We start from the raw sequence: 16354 nt of genomic DNA, 5'->3' as shown, positions 1-16354 counted from the left end.
GGCCGACGTGGGCACCGCCGCAACGCTGACCATTGGCAGCTTCAAGCTGGCGTAACCAACTGCAACACCCCGCCGCCGTCCTCTCACCACGTTACACATCCGGCGGCGGGCTCTATCGAGGATCACAGCACATGCAAGCCCAACACATGATCATGCTCGCAGGAACCCTACTCGGCGGCCTAGCCTTGGCCTACTTTATCCGCAACGCCTTCCTGCGCGCCTTGGCACGCGCCACGGCCGACTATCGGGACCGCAACCACGCCTTGAGCAACGACCTGGCGCGAGCTGCCGAACGCTGCCAAGCACTGGCGGACCAGGTAGCCGAACACCAGGCCCAGCAACAGCAGCTCAAGGCCCAGCCCTTCACCGTGGACGATCAACAAACCCTGATCCGCATGGCCCAAGCGCTGGAGCTGGCCACGAAGACCTTCAAAGCACTCAAGGCCGAAGATGCCCACGCAAAAGCCGCCTCGCTCATTCCACAGGCCCGGGAACTGGCTTACCGAGTTTTCCACACCGCCACAGCGGGAGCCGCGCTGAATGCCGATTCGCTCGATACCCGGCTGATCGAATGGCTGAACACCCACGGCAGTTTCTGGGCCGAGCTGGATACCAGCACCGTTACTTTCCCGCACAAGGCCGACACCGAGGGCTATCCGCATCTGCGGGACGCCTTGCGCGAGGCTTACGAGCGGCACCAGCAGCGCGAAGAAGGCGAACTGACCATGGAGGATGCGGCGTGAATACTATGCACAATGCTGCACCTGCCGAAGTGGCAAATGTCGAGGCGGAGGTACTCCGCAAAAATCTGGACACCCTCGCCTGGATACTCGCCGAAGGCGTCCTATTGCTTAAAGAGGACAACCCGAAAGAGGCCCAATGGTTCGCCGAGGCCAACGCAGTTCTTGAGGCCATTCACACCCAGGGCCTGACTGCTGGTCTGCCGCTTGAGAACGATGCAGCCTGCGCAGCGATTGATTTTGCCCTCAAGGACGAAGACGGCTTGATCTTCCTTCGCCTGTGGAATGAAGGCGAGTTCGATGTGATCCGCACCGAATGGGAGAACGTGCCCGATGAAGTGTTTATTGGCGCAGATCCGCTGTTCCAGCCCACTGCTGCAAACGCAAAAAATTCACTGGAGGACGCGGCATGACCTCCCTGAAAGCACCTCCCTTCGACTTCAAGACCCAATACTCCCTGAACCTCAACGCTCAGGATGATGAAATCGTTGTCGACTTCTTCTGCGGTGGCGGCGGCGCAGGCACCGGGCTCGAAATGGGCCTGGGCCGCAAAGTCGACGTGGCGAAGAACCATAGCCGCGCAGCGATCAGCATGCACACCGCCAACCACCCGCACGCCCGGCACTACACCACCGACGTGTTCGATGGTGACCCCGACGAAGAATGCCAGGGCCGACGGGTTGGTTGGTTCCACATGAGCCCCGATTGCACCCACCACAGCCAGGCCGCTGGCGGCCAACCGCGCAAGCGCGAGATCCGCAACTTGTCCTGGATCGGTCTCAAGTGGGGAGGCAAGAAGAAGCCTCGCGTCATCAGCATGGAGAACGTGAAACAGATCCTGCAATGGGGGCCATTGATCGCCAAGCGCGACAAGTCCACCGGACGGGTAATGAAACTCGATGGCACCGTCGCTGCCATGGGCGAGCGCGTGCCGGTACACCAGCAGTTCTTGGTTCCAGATCCGAAACGGCGCGGCGTGACCTGGCGCCGGTTTGTGCAACTGCTGGAAGGTATGGGCTACCAGGTGGAATGGCGCATCGTGAAGGCTTGCGACTACGGCGCACCTACTACCCGTGAGCGCCTATTCATGCTCGCCCGCTGCGATGGCCAACCCATCGTTTGGCCGGAACCGACCCACGCCAAGAAGCCCGCAAAGGGCCAGCAGAAGCACCGCACCGCCGCCGACTGCATCGACTGGACTGTGCCGAGCAAAAGCATTTTCGGCCGCAAGAAACCCTTGGCCGATGCCACGTTGCGCCGGGTAGCCAAAGGAATGAAGAAGTTCGTTCTGGACAACCCGAGCCCATTTATCGTGCCGATAGCCAATTGGTCAGGGGAGAGCGTGCAGCCCCTGGACGAGCCCTTGCGCACCGTCACGTCCTGGCCACGCGGGGGTACTTTTGCCATGGCGAGCCCAACCCTGGTACAGACGGGGTACGGAGAACGCGAGGGGCAGCAGCCACGCGCCCCAGGCATCGATCAGCCCCTGGGCACTGTCGTCGCCGGCGGCGTGAAGCATGCGCTGGCCAGCGCCGTGATCCTGCCTGCAACTCACCAGGGCAGTGATCGCACCAACGACCCAGCCGAACCAATGCCGACCGTGACCGCTGCCAACCGAGGCGAGCTGATGTTGGCCAGTCCGGTGATGGTGACCGCCGCGCACGGCGAAGGGAAGCCGGGCGGCGTACAGCGCTGGGGGAACGGCAGCAAATCAGCCAGCGAACCGCTGGGAACTGTCACCGCCAGCGGCGGCCATTCGATTGCTACGGCGCACCTGGTCAAGTTCCGCTTCAACAGCGAAGGCGCAGCCATCACCGACCCTGTACCCACCATCACCAGCGGCGGCAACTACAAACGCCCGGCGGGGGCAGCTCATGCCCTGGGCACCTGCACGGCGTTCATGGAACAGGCCAACGGCGGGTTCAACACCACCCACGCCAAAGGAGTCACCGACCCCATGACCACTGTGACCAGCAGTGGCAGCCAGCAGCGACTGGTAACTGCCAACTTGGCCACCCTGCGCCGCAACTGCACCGGGGTCGCCATTGAAGACCCGGTGCCAACCATGACCGCCGGCGCCGAGCATCACGCCCTGGTCGAATACAAGCTGTCGCCCGACCAGGAAGCCGGCGCCCTTCGCGTCGCGGCCTTTCTGATCCGCTACTACGGCACTCACAACATGAGTCCCTGCGACGAACCCCTCTCGACGATCACCACAAAGGATCGCCTGGCCCTGGTCACTGTGTACGTGAAAGGCACGCCCTATGTGATCGTCGATATCTGCCTGCGCATGCTCCAGCCGCACGAGCTGTACCGCGCCCAGGGCTTCCCGACCAGCTACATCATCGACAAGGGCGCCGACGGCAAGCCATTCACCAAGACCGAACAGGTCCACATGTGCGGCAACAGTGTCAGCCCACCGCCGATGGCCGCACTGGCCCGGGCCAATGACCCATGGCGCAACGTCGAGCAAGTCAAGGAGGCCGCATGAGCCGGAAACCCATGTGCGAATGCAACCAAGGGCGCTTGCCCTGCACCTGCACCCCTCAACACCTAATAGCCCAACTACAGCAGGATCAGAAAGGCGCTGCCCAGCGTATCGCCGTGCTTGAAAACGCCTACATCCGGGCTGGCTGGCGAGAGCATGAGCTGCGCATCCAGCTGGCCGAGCGGGATGCGCTGCTGCGGCGTATCACCGGAAGCGATCACCAGGACTCCCTGCGAGCCATTGGGGAGGCTGCCGCGCTATCCGCCAGCGCAGAGCCGACCGAAGGGGGTGCCCAATGAGCGCAAACAAGACCATCAAGGCCCTGCGCGAAGAGCGTGACCAGCTTTATGCCGAGATTCGCCGACTGCAAGCCGTTGCTGGCGAGCAGCCAAGCATTCGCGAGATGGCGCGCGATGCACGGGTCAGCTTGCGGGTTGAGCCTAGCGCGCCGGTCGAGCGCGACGAGCGGGCGGAGTTTGAGCAGGCCCTGCGGAGCATCGCGGGCATCCCCGGCGACAGCATCAACTATCACGCAACGCACATGAGCCGGATCGCACGCGCCGCCCTGGAGCGCAAGCAGAGCGCGCCAGTCGATACCGTCACCTGGGAAGACGCGGAGAAGGTGGCCGCAGACCCTGAAGTCCATGATGCGCTGCAAATGTTCTCCGAAGACCCTACCGGCGATGCTGGAACCTCGGTTGTGCGGGCGGTTCTTGAAGCCCTGGAGCGCAAGCCATGAGTTCTCTTCACGTCCATGCCCCAAAGGGTGTCTACGTAGCCCAAATTCGCCGAGCCTTTGAGCGTAAGTGGACCACTGTCGGCGGGGAGTTCAAGCAGAAGCACCGGGCTCAAGCGACAGCAGCCGCAAACATGGTTGGCGACTTCAAGCGCGCCCGTGTCCTGTTCTGCGCTGAGTGGTACGACCCGATCATTGTGATGGAGGCCTCGGTATGAGTAACGAAATGATCAGCTTCCCCCGCGAACTCAGCGACGACCTGGCGGAATTCATCGCCGAGAAGGCCAGGGTCTGCGGTGGGGGCGCCGACGAGATTTGGGAAGCGCTGTGCGAACGATTCGGGCAGCCTGCCGAGCAGCACCAGGGCGAGGTGATGGCGCCTTTCAAGAACTGCATTGATGCGCGTGCGTTCATCGCCAACGTGTTTAAGCAACGCTTACGTCGTCACGATTTCGACCAGTACATCAACGAAAGGCTGGCCGGTGACTTCGCTTTTGCGCTTGCGAACTGGCTTGTCGCTGAGCAGCACCAGGGCGAGCCGGTGCTTTACGTGGAGCAATGGGAGCTTGACCGGATCGCCAAGGGCGGCGCTTCGTGGGCTACGGCGTGGACCACTGACGGAAAAGAAAACCCGTCTCGCCCTGGGGATTGTGTGGCGCTCTACACCCGCCCAGCCGAGCAGCCCGAACCAATCAGCTCCACCAGCGACAAGTACAAGGCCGAGCTGTACGACGAAGTCTGGCAGCTGGCCCGCGACATGGGCTTTGGCAACGTCACTGATGCGCTGATGAAGCTGAAGAAGCAGTCCGCGCCGGCTGCGCAATTGGAGGCGTGCACCCATGGCGACGTTGATGACGATGCAATCGACGCGGCCATGGCCCATGAGGTGCAGCCATGACTGTGTACGTCGACGACATGAACGCAACGTTCGGCCGCATGAAGATGTGCCACATGTTCGCAGACAGCACCGAGGAACTGTTGGCCATGGCCGACAAGATCGGCGTACAGCGGAAGTGGATCCAGAAGGCAGGCACCACTCGCGAACACTTCGATATCTGTCTCAGCAAACGCGCTCGAGCAGTTGGGATGGGCGCAGTGGAGATCAGCTACCCGGGTGACGTTGCCGATCTGATGCGCAAGCGCAAGGCCGCAGCGCTGGGGGTGCAGCCATGATCCTGCTCACCGTCCCAGCCCTGCTCTACCTCGCCTGGCATATCCATAAAGGGCCAAAACAATGAACCAAGCCATCGTTTACACGAAAGCCAGCCTGCACCGGGCGATCAACCAGGGCGACAAGGTAATGACCATATCGACGCTTGACCTCAAGGACCTCCTGGCCGAGCTGGAGAAGCTGCAAACCCGTCAGGACCCCGCACGTCCTAGCGCGCCCCTGGTGGGCTGGGCCGACCCGGAGAAGATCGAGCAAATGCGCCAGGGCCGACGCCGATATCTCACTATCAGCCGCAAGCGCGGCGAGACCTTCACCCAACAAGTTTGCGCCACGAAAGCGCAGCCAGCCAGCAAATACGCCGAGGAGGCAGCATGAGCGCGGCAGAGAAGATCGAAATCGAGATCGAGCATAACTTCGTCATGCCCGGCGCATGGTTCAGGGAGCAACTACTGCCAACTGTTTTCGGAATCAGCACCGAGGCCGCCAGAAAATACCGATCCAGGGGTAAATGGCTGGAGGGCAAGCACTATCGAACCGACCCCGCAAACGTTCTGGTTTACAACAAAGAAGCCATTGAAAAGTGGATGGCCGGCCAACCATGAAGGGGAAAATGCCAACAGGCGTCGAGATGAACGGCAAGCAATTACGCATTGTGTTCATGCTCCACGGGCAGCGGTGCCGAGAACCGCTGCCCGGCATAGTTGCCGTCAACAAAGCATCGATTGCCTATGCCGACAACAAGCGCCGGACAATCCTTACAGAGATCAAAGAGGGGCGCTTTGACTATGCCGCCCACTTCCCCGACTCACCGAGGGCGGCCATGTTCTCGGGTACCGGCGGTCACTCGACGAAACGAACTGTGCAGGAAGGCATAGATAGGTGGCTAGAGGTACAGCGCGCACTTCGAGCCTCAAGCACAGTGGCGAACTACGCAAGCAAATCGAAACACGTCGGCACCAAATTCGGTAAGCGGCGCATTGTCGACATCAGCAAAAGCGATATCGAACTGTTCCAGGCACAACTGCTCAAGCAGGGACTATCACCGAAGACCGTAAACGATATTTTCACCGTAGTCCGTGGGGTTTGGGCCGACGCCTTTGGCGACGGAATACTGAAATCAAACCCTCTGGAGCGGATCAGCAATGTCGGGACCGATTCCGACTCGGAACACGCCGACCCTTTCAGTCGCGAGGAGATCGAGCTAATTGCGACGGGCGACCCAGAGCGCCTGGAGGATGCCCGCATGCTGGCTTTCAACTGCTGGACCGGCCTGTCAATGTCCGAAATCATCGCCCTGGCCCTGGAGGACGTGGATCTCGTAGCCGGCACCGTTCACGTGCGCCGCGCTTTAGTCGTGGGGGAGTTCAAAGTCCCCAAGGAACGATCACGGATACGAATCGTCGAGCTGATAGATCCAGCCCTCGACCTGATGCGCGAGATTGTTGCCGCAGCACGGACATCACCGGCAGTAGAGATCAAAGTGATGCAGCGCGACAACATCACAGCGAAGAAACAGAAAGTACGGTTTCTTTTCCGCAACTCAAGAAGCGCCTTGCTTTGGAACGGCAAAACCCTTAGCAAATGGTTTACCGCCCATCTGAAAAAGATCGGAGTCCGGCACCGCGGCGCCAACCAATGCCGCCACACCTTCGCAAGCCAGATGCTGTCGAGTTACGTTCCTGTCGAATGGGTCGCCAGACAGCTGGGACATGCCGACACAACAATGGTGCGAAAGCATTATGGTAGGTGGATACCAAGAGACACCAAAAGCATGGCGGGCATTGTTTCAAAAATGCTTGGATTTAGGGTTAGTGAGTGAGGTCGTAAAAGATGACAATTTGCATTTATTTATCAGCCATCTGATTCGAAATTTTGACAATCCATCCATATCAGTGCCGCTTCGTAAAACTCAGTGACTCTCAACAATAGGGCCTCCATGTAGAGATCCATTTCTTTTTGATATGCAATATACGCAGGCACATCCTGAATGTTCGCGGTGATCTGCGTCGCGTAGTCCGCATTCGGATTCACAGGCTGCGTACCATACTCCTCGGCAAGCAGCCTGATCTTATCCGTCAGCACAAACCAATTCAGAGCATGCTGCGGGGATAACCCCACAGCAAGGCTGAGAGCATGTTGAAAATCCGGGTACCGAGAGTGTCCAGTCTGCATTGCAAACTTGAGTCTAAGGAAATCAGATCCTTCCTCAAGACTATCGAGAGTAGATTTAAGTTTCGAACGCTTGAGGACTATTAGATCGAGTGTGTTCAGTGATCTCTCATGAGCAAATATGCTTGCCTTGTCATATGCCTCAACTACAGACGCGACCAGCAAATTCAACACCCGCAAGGTTTCACCCTTTTTGCGGTGACTCGGCAACAGCTCAATGATGACATAGAACACATATGCAGATATGAGTCCTACAAGCAAATCGCTGATGACATTCATAGTTGCGTTTGCACACAGAAAAGCGGCAATAGCTCCACCTTCCAAAACCTGCCACAAAGGTAACCGAGCGTTTACCAGGCAAAGGACTGCGAACACCACCACTACAGCTGCCAATAACCTACGCTCTCTTGCTTCCTGCCAAACCCACATACCTAATCCCTCGATATACCGCAACGCCTCGTGCGCGCCCTCGCCAATAACCAACGGCACCTTCCGAGTTTTGCCGTAGCCTACCCTGCGCTGAGCGTCCTCACGATGTCATTTTTTGCCCTAAAAATGCCCTAAACGGAAGACCAGAAACGAAAAAGCCCCCGTAATCTTCAATGATTACGGGGGCTTAGTCTTGTTCAATAATGGCGGAGAGATAGGGATTCGAACCCTAGGTACCCGCGAAGGTACAACGGATTTCGAATCCGTCCCATTCGGCCACTCTGGCATCTCTCCAACGGCGCGCATCATAACAGCACCTTTGCCGGAAGCGAAGCCCCCTAGGCAAATTTTTCCGTGCTATCAGATGCTTGCGTCGATTACAGCGGTACGCCGAGGCGCTGGGCCACTTCTTCGTAGGCTTCGATCACATCGCCGAGGCCCTGGCGGAAGCGGTCCTTGTCCATCTTCTTCTTGGTGTCCTTGTCCCACAGGCGGCAACCGTCCGGGCTGAACTCGTCACCCAGGACGATGGAACCGTCGCTGAACACGCCGAACTCCAGCTTGAAGTCCACCAGCAACAGGCCGGCGTCGTCGAACAGCTTGCTCAGGACTTCGTTGACCTTGAGCGACAACTCTTTCATGCGGGCCAGTTGTTCGGCAGTGCCCCAACCGAATGCCACCACATGGGATTCGTTGATGAAGGGATCGCCCTTGGCATCGTCCTTGAGGAACAGTTCGAAAGTGTAGGGATTGAGCTTCATACCCTCTTCCACACCCAGGCGCTTGACCAGGCTACCGGCGGCGTAGTTGCGCACTACGCACTCAACCGGAATCATGTCCAGCTTCTTCACCAGGCACTCGTTATCGCTCAGCAGCTTGTCGAACTGGGTCGGCACACCGGCGGCTTCGAGCTTTTGCATGATGAAGGCGTTGAACTTGTTGTTCACCATTCCCTTGCGATCCAGCTGCTCGATGCGCTTGCCGTCGAACGCCGAGGTGTCGTTGCGAAACAGCAGGACCAGGCGGTCGGCGTCATCGGTTTTGTAAACCGATTTGGCTTTGCCGCGGTAGAGTTCTTCACGTTTTTCCATGATGGGCTCCGCTTGCTAGGTAGTTGGGCTAGGCGATGTGACGCCAGTCGAGCCCTGAATCTTGATCGGCCAGTTGCAGCCAGTCCGGGTCGCACCCGAGGGTGTCGACAAAACATTGCCGGGCCAGCTGCGGCAGGTTGTTCTTGCTGCTCAGATGAGCCAGGACCAGATGCTGCAGGCCCTGCCATCCCAATTCGGCCACCAGGCTTGCGGCCTGCTGGTTGTTCAAATGTCCCTGGTCACCACCGACACGCTGCTTGAGGAAGTATGGGTAGTAACCTCGTGCCAGCATTTCCTGGCAATGGTTGGCCTCGATCATCAGGGCATCCAGCCCGCGATAGCCGTCCAACACCTCGGAACCATAGGAACCGAGATCGGTCAGCAGGCCGAAGCGTCGTCGGCCATCGCTGAAGACAAACTGAGTAGGCTCCAGGGCATCATGGGCGACACCGATCACGTCGATGCGCAGCCCACCAATCTGCAACCGCTCGCCACCCTGTACGAAGCCCGTAGCCACCACTGGCTTGCGCATGCCACGCAAGGTTCCCTGACTGAGGTAGACCGGAAGATTGTAGCGCCGAGACAGCAAACCCACGCCATGCACATGGTCGGCATGTTCGTGGGTCACCAGGATGGCGTTCAGTTGCTCCGGGGCGACACCCAGGCGCAACAGGCGCCGCTCGGTTTCCCGCAAGGAGAAACCACAATCCACCAGTACATGCGTGTCGCCGCTGGCGATCAGGGTGCCATTGCCCTGGCTACCGCTGCCGAGAACGGCGAAACGCATCCAATCAGCCCAGGTTGTCCTGAATCATGCCCAGCACCTTGCGCGCCACGTCGGCGGGCGCCACGGTGTTGATGTTCTTCTCGACGGTGACCTGGACGTTCTCGCCCACCTTGCTCAGGCGTACCTGATAACGTTCGGCACGGGCCTCGACCTCTTCCTTGGCGGGCTTGCTGCCGAACAACTTGCCGAAGAAGCCCGGCTCGTCGTTCTTTTTCTCGGCCTTTTCCGCCAGGTTGATGTAGTACAGGCCCAGGCTGCGGTTGATGTCTTCGACCCGCCATTCACCCTGTTCCAGGGCACGACCGACGCTGGACCAGGCACGATCCAGGTCGGCACCCAGGTTCAGCACCGGGTTGCCACTGCCGTCCTCGCTGAGGCTGACACGGCTTGGAGTGTCGAAATCACGGGCCGCCAGCAGGGATACCGAGCCACCTTTCTCGGAGGTACGGCTCATGCTGGCCAGCAGGTCATCCACCAGGGCGGCGTCCAGGCCGGTGTTGACCGAACGATTGGTGAACTCCACATCGGCGGTGCTACCGGCAGGGCGCTCGGCGCTGACCACATAGACTTCACTGGTGTTGCGCTGCACGCCCGGCTCGATGCGTACCCGTACCCGAGTCTCGCTATCGGCGGCGACGCCAGCGCTGCCCAGGCGCTTGGCAACGGCGGCGGAAAGTTCGTCGGAACGCTGCCAGGCGGTGGTGAACTCGCCGGTCTGCGGACGCTGCTGGTCCAAGCGGAAACCGTTGTCCTGGAAGAACTGCACCGCCACTGGCCAGACCTCGGCCGGTGGATGCTGGGCCATGACCCAACGGGAGTCGCCGCTCTTCTGCAGGCTGTAGTCGCTGGAATCGGCAATGGCCGACAGCGGTTGTGGACGAGGCACTTCGTACTCGCCCTTGACGTTATCGTCGGCAACGTTGCGCGGGATCGGCAGCAGCGGATCCAGACGCTTGGAGGTCTGGATATCCGGCGGCAGTTGCATCGGTGCCGTTTGTTGCGCTTGCAGGTAATCGCTACCCCGGTCACGGAAGTAGCCTTCCGGGCCCCAGATCCAACCGCAGCCACTGGTGCTGGAGATAATCAAGGCAAGTGCGGAAAGTCCGGCCATTCGCTTCATGCGTTGTACTTCCTCAATTAAACCAATACGCCGGACTGGCGCATGGCCTGCCGCAGCGGTTCGTGACAGGCGGCACTGAGCCAGGTGAGCGGCAGGCGGATACCGTCCGGCATCAAGCCCATCTCGTGCAGGGCCCATTTCACGGGAATAGGGTTGGATTCGATGAAAAGAGTCTTGTTCAGCGGCATCAGGGTCTCGTGAATCGACCGAGCCTTGGCGGCATCGCCAGCCATGGCCGCGGCGCACATCTGGCTCATGGCCTTCGGCGCGACGTTGGCGGTCACCGAGATGTTGCCCTTGCCGCCCAGCAGGATCAGCTCCACGGCAGTGGCGTCATCGCCGGAGTACACCAGGAAATCGCTACGTACACCGGCCAGGATGGCCTTGGCGCGCTCCAGGTCGCCGGTGGCTTCCTTGATGCCGATGATGTTCTTCACGGTGGACAGGCGGATCACGGTCTCGGCCTGCATGTCGCAAGCGGTGCGGCCCGGCACGTTGTAGAGGATCTGCGGAATGTCCACGGCCTCGGCGATGGTGCGAAAGTGCTGGTACAGGCCTTCCTGGGTCGGCTTGTTGTAGTACGGGGTCACCAGCAGGCAGGCATCGGCGCCGGCGATTTTCGCATTGGTGGTCAGTTCGATCGCTTCGCGTGTCGAGTTGGCGCCGGTGCCGGCGATCACCGGGATGCGCCCCGCCACCTGGTCGACTACCCGACGAATCACCTCGATGTGCTCATCGACGTCCAAGGTGGCCGACTCGCCAGTGGTGCCGACCGCCACGATGGCGTTGGTGCCCTCTTGCAGGTGGAAGTCCACCAGTTTGCTCAGGCTGTCCCAGTCGAGATTTCCCTGTGCATCCATGGGTGTGACCAGTGCCACCATACTGCCCGCAATCATGCAACCGCTCCTGCCGGAAAAAGAGAGCGGTAATGGTACTGGCGCCAAGTTCCTTGCACAAGCGAAGTCCCGCACCCTGAGCATTCCCCTGAGCGATGGTTTTCGCTACCCTTCAGCCTTTGATTGCTACTTGATAAGCACATGGGCCGGGTTATCGCCTCCCGCCGCCTCCCCAAAGCCCCGTTCCCGCGTTGCCTGCCTCTATTCCATGAATCCCGGGGCCCGCCACCGGCTTGTGGTCCAGGACTTCGGGAAGCCGCCAGCGGCGCTTGCCCGGCCCAGGCTTATTGCAAGTATCGACCGCTCATCGCTTTAGGAACGCTGCATGTCCACCCCCACAGTTCGCGAACAATTCCTTGTCATCAGTGCCCTCGGCGCCAACCCCATGGAGCTGACCAACGTCCTGTGCCGCGCCAGCCATGAAAACCGCTGCGCCGTGGTGACCTCGCGCCTGACCCGGCACGGCGAGTGCAGCGCGCTGGTGCTGGAAGTCTCCGGCAGCTGGGATGCCCTGGCACGCCTGGAGAGCAACCTGCCCTTCCTGGCCAAGAAGCACGCCTTCACCGCCAACGTGGTACGCAGTGCCGCCCTGGAGAACCGCCCCCAGGCCCTGCCTTATGTCGCCTATGTCAGTGCGGCCTACCGCCCGGACATCATCAACGAGCTGTGCCAGTTCTTCATCGACCACCATGTGGAGCTGGAAAACCTGACCTGCGATACCTACCAGGCACCGCAAACCGGCGGCACCATGCTCAATGCCACCTTTACCGTGACCCTGCCCGCCGGGACCCAGATCAGCTGGCTGCGAGACCAGTTCCTGGATTTCGCCGACGCCATGAACCTCGACGCCCTGATCGAACCCTGGCGCCCACAGAACCCCATGTAAGGAAACCCCCATGGCCGTAGCTATCGACCAACCCGTCGCCGATTTCCAGGCCCCCGCCACCAGCGGCCAGACCGTCAGCCTGTCCAGCCTCAGGGGCAAGCAGGTGGTGCTGTATTTCTATCCCAAGGACAGCACCCCAGGCTGCACCACCGAAGGCCAGGGCTTTCGCGACCAGTACAAGGCCTTCCAGGCGGCCAACACCGAGATCTTCGGCATCTCCCGCGACGGCCTGAAGTCCCACGAAAACTTCAAGTGCAAGCAGGAGTTCCCGTTCGAACTGATCAGCGACAAGGACGAAGCCGTCTGCCAGCTGTTCGACGTGATCAAGCTGAAAAAGCTCTATGGCAAGGAATACATGGGTGTGGACCGCAGCACCTTCCTCATCGACAAGGACGGTGTGCTGCGCCAGGAATGGCGCGCAGTGAAGGTCCCGGGCCATGTCGATGCGGTATTGGCCGCAGCCCAGGCCCTGAACAAGGCCTGAAACCAACGGGGCGGCTGATCAGCCGCCCCGCTTGCATCTGCTCCACCGCTAGAGCAGTGGCGCCACCATCGGATCCTTCCTCGGCCAGGCATCCAGCACAGCCTTGAACAGGGTGGCCAAGGGAATCGCGAAGAAGATCCCCCAGAAGCCCCAGAGCCCGCCGAACAACAGTACCGCGCAGATGATCGCCACCGGATGCAGGTTCACCGCCCCGGAGAACAGCAGCGGCACCAGCACGTTGCCATCCAGGGTCTGGATGATCCCGTAGACCGCCATCAGGTAGATGAACTGGTCACTCCACCCCCACTGGAACAGGGCGATCAACGCCACCGGCACCGTCACCACCACTGCGCCGACATAGGGCACCACCACCGAGATTCCCACCAGCAACGCCAACAGCGCCGCATAGTTCAGGCCCAGGGTGACGAAGGCGATATAAGTGACACCGCCGCAGATGACGATCTCGATGACCTTGCCGCGGATATAGTTGGCGATCTGCCGGTTCATCTCGTGGGCCACGCGGGTGATCAGTGTCCGCTCCCGCGGCAGGTAGCCGATGACCCAACGACTGATCATGGCCCGATCCTTGAGGAAGAAGAACACCAGGATCGGTACCAGCACCAGATAGATCATGATGTTCACCAGCAACGGCAGGCTCGACAGCGAGAACGTCAGAGCCCATTGCCCGAATTTGCCGATCTCGCCCCGCGCCACCTCGATGGCCTGCAGTACTTGTTCGTCGGACACCAGGTGCGGATAACGCTCGGGTAACAACAGCAGCAGCGATTGCCACTTGGCAAGCATGCCCGGGAGTTCGTTGAACAGGGTGATCAACTGGTGCCAGAGCAGCGGCACCACCACCAGGATGAACAGCAGCAACACCCCCATGAACAGGGCAAACACCAGTCCTACCGCGGCGCCACCCGGCAACCGCAGGCGCTCCAGGCTCACCACCAGCCCCTGCATCAGGTAAGCCAGGACCATGCCCGCCAGCACCGGCGCAAGCATGCCGCCCAGGGTCAGTACCGCGGTGAAGGCCAGGAACAGCAAGACAGCCAGCACCACCGCCTCTTCGTCCGAGAAATAGCGCTGTATCCAGTCGCGTAGCACTTTGAACATCAGTGATCCTTAAGATGAAAGCGGTGAACGGCGTCAGGCCTTTTTCAACCAGTAGCGATAGACTCCCGCCTCGTCCTCTTCGCGCAGCAGCGTATGACCGGCCAGGCGGGCGAAGGTGCGGAAGTCGCGCTGGGAGCCGGCATCGGTGGCAATGACCTTGAGCACCGCACCACTGGCCAGGCGATTGAGCTCCATCTTGGCCTTGAGCAGCGGCAACGGGCAGTTCAGCCCGCTGGCGTCCAGCTCGGCATCATGGGCGACGACATCGGTCATGGTGTTACTCCGGTGGTAAATGCAAGGGCGCTAGGATACCCCGAGGGACGAAGCAGCCGATAACCAGCAGGCGCAAAAATCCCGCGCGCCAAAGGCGTACAGACGTAGACGCAGTAATTTGCCGAAAAGCACCGTTATTCCATCAGAGTTTTCACCGCCCTTGTCTGGCTCCCGAACAGGTGTCCAGCTACAGTAGAGCCTTTGTCGATTAAGGCTCTGTGCATGAATTTGTTGCGCCCTACTCTGCTGACGCTCGCTTGCCTGCTCGCCTCACCGGGCTTCGCCGACGACTTGCCGTCACTTGGCGATGCCAGTTCAGCCATTGTCTCTCCACAACAAGAATACCAACTGGGCCGGGCCTGGCTCTCCTTGCTGCGCAGCCAGGTCTCGCAATTGAGTGATCCGCAGCTCAAGGACTACGTCGAAACCAGCGTCTACAAGCTGGTGGAGACCAGCCAGGTCAACGACCGGCGCTTGGAATTCATCCTGATCAACAGTCCCCAGCTCAACGCATTCGCTGCACCAGGCGGAATAGTCGGCGTCAACGGCGGGCTGTTCCTCAACGCCCAGACCGAGGGTGAATATGTCTCGGTACTGGCCCACGAACTGGCGCACCTTTCCCAACGCCACTTCGCTCGTGGCGTCGAGGCACAACGCCGGATGCAGGTGCCGATGATGGCCGCCATGCTGGCCGGCATCGTGATTGCCGCCACCGGCGCCGGTGACGCCGGGATCGCCGCCATCGCCGGCACCCAGGCCGCGGCTATCCAGGAGCAGCGGCGCTTCTCACGGCAGAACGAACAGGAAGCCGACCGCATCGGCATTCTCAACCTGGAGAAGGCTGGCTACGATCCGCGCTCGATGCCCACCATGTTCGAACGCTTGATGCGCCAGTACCGCTTCGACGCCAAGCCGCCAGAGTTCCTCCTGACTCACCCGGTTACCGAATCGCGGATCGCCGACACGCGCAACCGTGCCGAACAGGCCAAGCCTGGCGGCATCGAGGACAGCCTGCGCTACCAACTGATCCGCGCACGGGTGCAACTGAACTATGAGGAATCGCCTGGCCTGGCCGCCAAGCGCTTCCGTGCCCAGCTCGACGAAAACCCAAAGAACGACATTGCCCGCTACGGGCTGGCCATCGCCCAGATCAAGGGCAGCCAGTGGAACGAAGCTCGGGAGAACCTCAAGCCGCTACTAGCCAGATCGGCTAATGACATTACCTACAACCTGGCCCAGATCGAGCTGGACATGAACAGCAGCCGCCTGCCGGACGCACAGGCGCGAGTGGAGCGGATGCTCGGCCAGTATCCGAACAACTATCCGCTGCACCAGATCCGGGTCGACCTGCTGCTCAAGCAGAATCGTCCGGCCGATGCGGAAAAGGCCCTGGAAAGTCTGCTCAAGAGCCGCCCCGATGACCCAGACGTCTGGTACCTGGTGGCGGAAACCCGCGGCCTATCGGGCAACATCATCGGTCTGCACCAGGCGCGCGCCGAGTACTTCGCCTTGGTGGGAGACTATCGCCAGGCCATCCAGCAGCTGGATTTCGCCAAGCGCCGCGCCGGCAGCAACTTTCCGCTGTCGTCACGAATCGATGCTCGCCAGCGCGAGATGATGGATCAGGAACAGATGATCAAGGACATGATGCGCTGACGCTGGACGGAACAATAAAAAACCCGCCTCTTATGAGGCGGGCTTTTTATTGGGCGAGACCTGGAACTGGCGAGTTACTCCGCCAGCTTGAAGGTAATGAAGCTGGCTCGTCCCTGGCGCAGTACCCGCATGGAAACCGAGCGGTTCTTCGGCAGCGCCTTGGCGATTTCGGTGAACTCCTTGGTCGAGCTGATCGCCTGGTTGTTCAAGTGAGTGATCACATCGCCAGGCTGCAGGCCGATAAGCGCCGCAGGGCCGTCCTGTACTTCCTTGATCACCACGCCACCCTTGAGATCAAAGGCTTTCTTC

The 16354-nt window shown here is 60.4% G+C and carries 22 protein-coding genes and 1 tRNA gene; 13 read left to right on the top strand and 10 right to left on the bottom strand.

Annotation, left to right across the window (positions count from 1 at the left end):
* The first annotated feature begins 131 nt into the window (after positions 1–131).
* From ACK6AU_RS28220 to ACK6AU_RS28210, 3 genes are read left to right on the top strand one after another with little or no spacing between them, the layout of a single operon-like run.
* Positions 132–743, top strand: coding sequence for a hypothetical protein (locus ACK6AU_RS28220; RefSeq protein ID WP_409302817.1), 612 nt, complete (start codon positions 132–134; stop codon positions 741–743).
* On the top strand, positions 740–1153 hold the full coding sequence (locus ACK6AU_RS28215) for a hypothetical protein (RefSeq protein ID WP_409302815.1): 414 nt from the start codon (positions 740–742) through the stop codon (positions 1151–1153). Before ACK6AU_RS28220 ends, ACK6AU_RS28215 begins: the two co-directional genes overlap by 4 nt.
* Positions 1150–3231 (top strand): DNA cytosine methyltransferase, encoded by a 2082-nt coding sequence (locus ACK6AU_RS28210; protein ID WP_409302813.1) that lies wholly within the window; start codon positions 1150–1152, stop codon positions 3229–3231. The genes ACK6AU_RS28215 and ACK6AU_RS28210 overlap by 4 nt, the downstream gene beginning before the upstream one ends.
* 74 nt (positions 3232–3305) lie before the next feature.
* On the opposite strand, the gene ACK6AU_RS28205 is transcribed toward ACK6AU_RS28210, so the two are convergent.
* Entirely contained in the window at positions 3306–3449 is a 144-nt protein-coding gene (locus tag ACK6AU_RS28205) for a hypothetical protein (protein WP_409302811.1), read from the bottom strand.
* A 74-nt stretch (positions 3450–3523) separates the two neighbouring features.
* Between ACK6AU_RS28205 and ACK6AU_RS28200 the strand changes: the two genes are divergently transcribed.
* The 7 genes from ACK6AU_RS28200 to ACK6AU_RS28170 all read left to right on the top strand — a co-directional run bounded on the left by ACK6AU_RS28200 (position 3524) and on the right by ACK6AU_RS28170 (position 6954).
* Positions 3524–3967, top strand: a complete 444-nt coding sequence (locus ACK6AU_RS28200) for a hypothetical protein (RefSeq protein WP_409302809.1) — start codon at positions 3524–3526, stop codon at positions 3965–3967.
* On the top strand, positions 3964–4182 hold the full coding sequence (locus tag ACK6AU_RS28195; protein WP_409302807.1) for a hypothetical protein: 219 nt from the start codon (positions 3964–3966) through the stop codon (positions 4180–4182). Before ACK6AU_RS28200 ends, ACK6AU_RS28195 begins: the two co-directional genes overlap by 4 nt.
* Positions 4179–4862 (top strand): hypothetical protein, encoded by a 684-nt coding sequence (locus tag ACK6AU_RS28190; protein ID WP_409302805.1) that lies wholly within the window; start codon positions 4179–4181, stop codon positions 4860–4862. The genes ACK6AU_RS28195 and ACK6AU_RS28190 overlap by 4 nt, the downstream gene beginning before the upstream one ends.
* A complete protein-coding gene (locus tag ACK6AU_RS28185) occupies positions 4859–5137 on the top strand; it encodes a DUF4031 domain-containing protein (RefSeq protein WP_409302803.1) in 279 nt (92 codons plus the stop codon). Before ACK6AU_RS28190 ends, ACK6AU_RS28185 begins: the two co-directional genes overlap by 4 nt.
* A gap of 61 nt (positions 5138–5198) precedes the next feature.
* Positions 5199–5510 (top strand): hypothetical protein, encoded by a 312-nt coding sequence (locus ACK6AU_RS28180; protein ID WP_409302801.1) that lies wholly within the window; start codon positions 5199–5201, stop codon positions 5508–5510.
* Entirely contained in the window at positions 5507–5737 is a 231-nt protein-coding gene (gene xisR, locus ACK6AU_RS28175; RefSeq protein ID WP_124345993.1) for an excisionase family protein, read from the top strand. Before ACK6AU_RS28180 ends, xisR begins: the two co-directional genes overlap by 4 nt.
* Positions 5734–6954 (top strand): Arm DNA-binding domain-containing protein, encoded by a 1221-nt coding sequence (locus ACK6AU_RS28170; protein WP_409302799.1) that lies wholly within the window; start codon positions 5734–5736, stop codon positions 6952–6954. Before xisR ends, ACK6AU_RS28170 begins: the two co-directional genes overlap by 4 nt.
* A gap of 32 nt (positions 6955–6986) precedes the next feature.
* Here ACK6AU_RS28170 and ACK6AU_RS28165 read toward each other — a convergent pair whose 3' ends face one another.
* The 6 genes from ACK6AU_RS28165 to dapA all read right to left on the bottom strand — a co-directional run bounded on the left by ACK6AU_RS28165 (position 6987) and on the right by dapA (position 11627).
* Positions 6987–7787 carry a hypothetical protein gene (locus ACK6AU_RS28165; protein WP_409302797.1) on the bottom strand — a complete coding sequence of 267 codons (801 nt, stop codon included), beginning with the start codon at positions 7785–7787 and terminating at the stop codon, positions 6987–6989.
* A 150-nt stretch (positions 7788–7937) separates the two neighbouring features.
* A tRNA-Ser gene (locus tag ACK6AU_RS28160) sits at positions 7938–8027 on the bottom strand.
* Positions 8028–8110: 83 nt separating this feature from the next.
* Entirely contained in the window at positions 8111–8824 is a 714-nt protein-coding gene (gene purC / locus ACK6AU_RS28155; protein WP_185698017.1) for a phosphoribosylaminoimidazolesuccinocarboxamide synthase, read from the bottom strand.
* Positions 8825–8852: 28 nt separating this feature from the next.
* Positions 8853–9611, bottom strand: a complete 759-nt coding sequence (locus ACK6AU_RS28150; protein WP_409302795.1) for an MBL fold metallo-hydrolase — start codon at positions 9609–9611, stop codon at positions 8853–8855.
* Positions 9612–9615: 4 nt separating this feature from the next.
* Positions 9616–10731, bottom strand: coding sequence for an outer membrane protein assembly factor BamC (gene bamC, locus ACK6AU_RS28145; protein WP_185698015.1), 1116 nt, complete (start codon positions 10729–10731; stop codon positions 9616–9618).
* Between the two features lie 17 nt (positions 10732–10748).
* Positions 10749–11627: a 4-hydroxy-tetrahydrodipicolinate synthase gene (dapA, locus tag ACK6AU_RS28140; protein WP_185698014.1), complete on the bottom strand. Its 879-nt coding sequence runs from the start codon at positions 11625–11627 to the stop codon at positions 10749–10751.
* A gap of 325 nt (positions 11628–11952) precedes the next feature.
* On the opposite strand from dapA, the gene ACK6AU_RS28135 reads away from it, so the two are divergent.
* Entirely contained in the window at positions 11953–12513 is a 561-nt protein-coding gene (locus ACK6AU_RS28135) for a glycine cleavage system protein R (RefSeq protein ID WP_022642872.1), read from the top strand.
* A gap of 10 nt (positions 12514–12523) precedes the next feature.
* Positions 12524–12997, top strand: coding sequence for a peroxiredoxin (locus ACK6AU_RS28130; RefSeq protein ID WP_409302792.1), 474 nt, complete (start codon positions 12524–12526; stop codon positions 12995–12997).
* A 48-nt stretch (positions 12998–13045) separates the two neighbouring features.
* Here ACK6AU_RS28130 and ACK6AU_RS28125 read toward each other — a convergent pair whose 3' ends face one another.
* The gene (locus ACK6AU_RS28125; protein ID WP_022642870.1) at positions 13046–14116 is read right to left on the bottom strand and encodes an AI-2E family transporter; all 1071 of its coding nucleotides are present in this window, start codon (positions 14114–14116) and stop codon (positions 13046–13048) included.
* Positions 14117–14149: 33 nt separating this feature from the next.
* Positions 14150–14389: a sulfurtransferase TusA family protein gene (locus ACK6AU_RS28120; protein WP_011059792.1), complete on the bottom strand. Its 240-nt coding sequence runs from the start codon at positions 14387–14389 to the stop codon at positions 14150–14152.
* Between the two features lie 222 nt (positions 14390–14611).
* On the opposite strand from ACK6AU_RS28120, the gene ACK6AU_RS28115 reads away from it, so the two are divergent.
* The gene (locus ACK6AU_RS28115; RefSeq protein ID WP_185698012.1) at positions 14612–16045 is read left to right on the top strand and encodes a M48 family metalloprotease; all 1434 of its coding nucleotides are present in this window, start codon (positions 14612–14614) and stop codon (positions 16043–16045) included.
* Between the two features lie 74 nt (positions 16046–16119).
* On the opposite strand, the gene ACK6AU_RS28110 is transcribed toward ACK6AU_RS28115, so the two are convergent.
* The coding region (locus ACK6AU_RS28110) for a PDZ domain-containing protein (protein WP_409302789.1) at positions 16120–16354 on the bottom strand (235 nt) is incomplete at its 5' end.

Origin of the sequence: Pseudomonas sp. KCJK8993, assembly GCF_046230915.1 — a bacterium.
Taxonomy (GTDB): domain Bacteria; phylum Pseudomonadota; class Gammaproteobacteria; order Pseudomonadales; family Pseudomonadaceae; genus Aquipseudomonas; species Aquipseudomonas piscis.
Note: the sequence above shows the minus strand (reverse complement) of the source record. Positions and strands in the feature narration are given on the sequence as shown.

Coding starts and splice junctions, on each gene's coding strand:
- ACK6AU_RS28220 (WP_409302817.1), top strand. CDS start 132: ATGCAAGCCCAACACATGATCATGCTCGCAGGAACCCTACTCGGCGGC.
- ACK6AU_RS28210 (WP_409302813.1), top strand. CDS start 1,150: ATGACCTCCCTGAAAGCACCTCCCTTCGACTTCAAGACCCAATACTCC.
- ACK6AU_RS28200 (WP_409302809.1), top strand. CDS start 3,524: ATGAGCGCAAACAAGACCATCAAGGCCCTGCGCGAAGAGCGTGACCAG.
- ACK6AU_RS28195 (WP_409302807.1), top strand. CDS start 3,964: ATGAGTTCTCTTCACGTCCATGCCCCAAAGGGTGTCTACGTAGCCCAA.
- ACK6AU_RS28190 (WP_409302805.1), top strand. CDS start 4,179: ATGAGTAACGAAATGATCAGCTTCCCCCGCGAACTCAGCGACGACCTG.
- ACK6AU_RS28185 (WP_409302803.1), top strand. CDS start 4,859: ATGACTGTGTACGTCGACGACATGAACGCAACGTTCGGCCGCATGAAG.
- ACK6AU_RS28180 (WP_409302801.1), top strand. CDS start 5,199: ATGAACCAAGCCATCGTTTACACGAAAGCCAGCCTGCACCGGGCGATC.
- xisR (WP_124345993.1), top strand. CDS start 5,507: ATGAGCGCGGCAGAGAAGATCGAAATCGAGATCGAGCATAACTTCGTC.
- ACK6AU_RS28170 (WP_409302799.1), top strand. CDS start 5,734: ATGAAGGGGAAAATGCCAACAGGCGTCGAGATGAACGGCAAGCAATTA.
- purC (WP_185698017.1), bottom strand. CDS start 8,824: ATGGAAAAACGTGAAGAACTCTACCGCGGCAAAGCCAAATCGGTTTAC.
- ACK6AU_RS28150 (WP_409302795.1), bottom strand. CDS start 9,611: ATGCGTTTCGCCGTTCTCGGCAGCGGTAGCCAGGGCAATGGCACCCTG.
- bamC (WP_185698015.1), bottom strand. CDS start 10,731: ATGAAGCGAATGGCCGGACTTTCCGCACTTGCCTTGATTATCTCCAGC.
- dapA (WP_185698014.1), bottom strand. CDS start 11,627: ATGATTGCGGGCAGTATGGTGGCACTGGTCACACCCATGGATGCACAG.
- ACK6AU_RS28135 (WP_022642872.1), top strand. CDS start 11,953: ATGTCCACCCCCACAGTTCGCGAACAATTCCTTGTCATCAGTGCCCTC.
- ACK6AU_RS28130 (WP_409302792.1), top strand. CDS start 12,524: ATGGCCGTAGCTATCGACCAACCCGTCGCCGATTTCCAGGCCCCCGCC.
- ACK6AU_RS28125 (WP_022642870.1), bottom strand. CDS start 14,116: ATGTTCAAAGTGCTACGCGACTGGATACAGCGCTATTTCTCGGACGAA.
- ACK6AU_RS28120 (WP_011059792.1), bottom strand. CDS start 14,389: ATGACCGATGTCGTCGCCCATGATGCCGAGCTGGACGCCAGCGGGCTG.
- ACK6AU_RS28115 (WP_185698012.1), top strand. CDS start 14,612: ATGAATTTGTTGCGCCCTACTCTGCTGACGCTCGCTTGCCTGCTCGCC.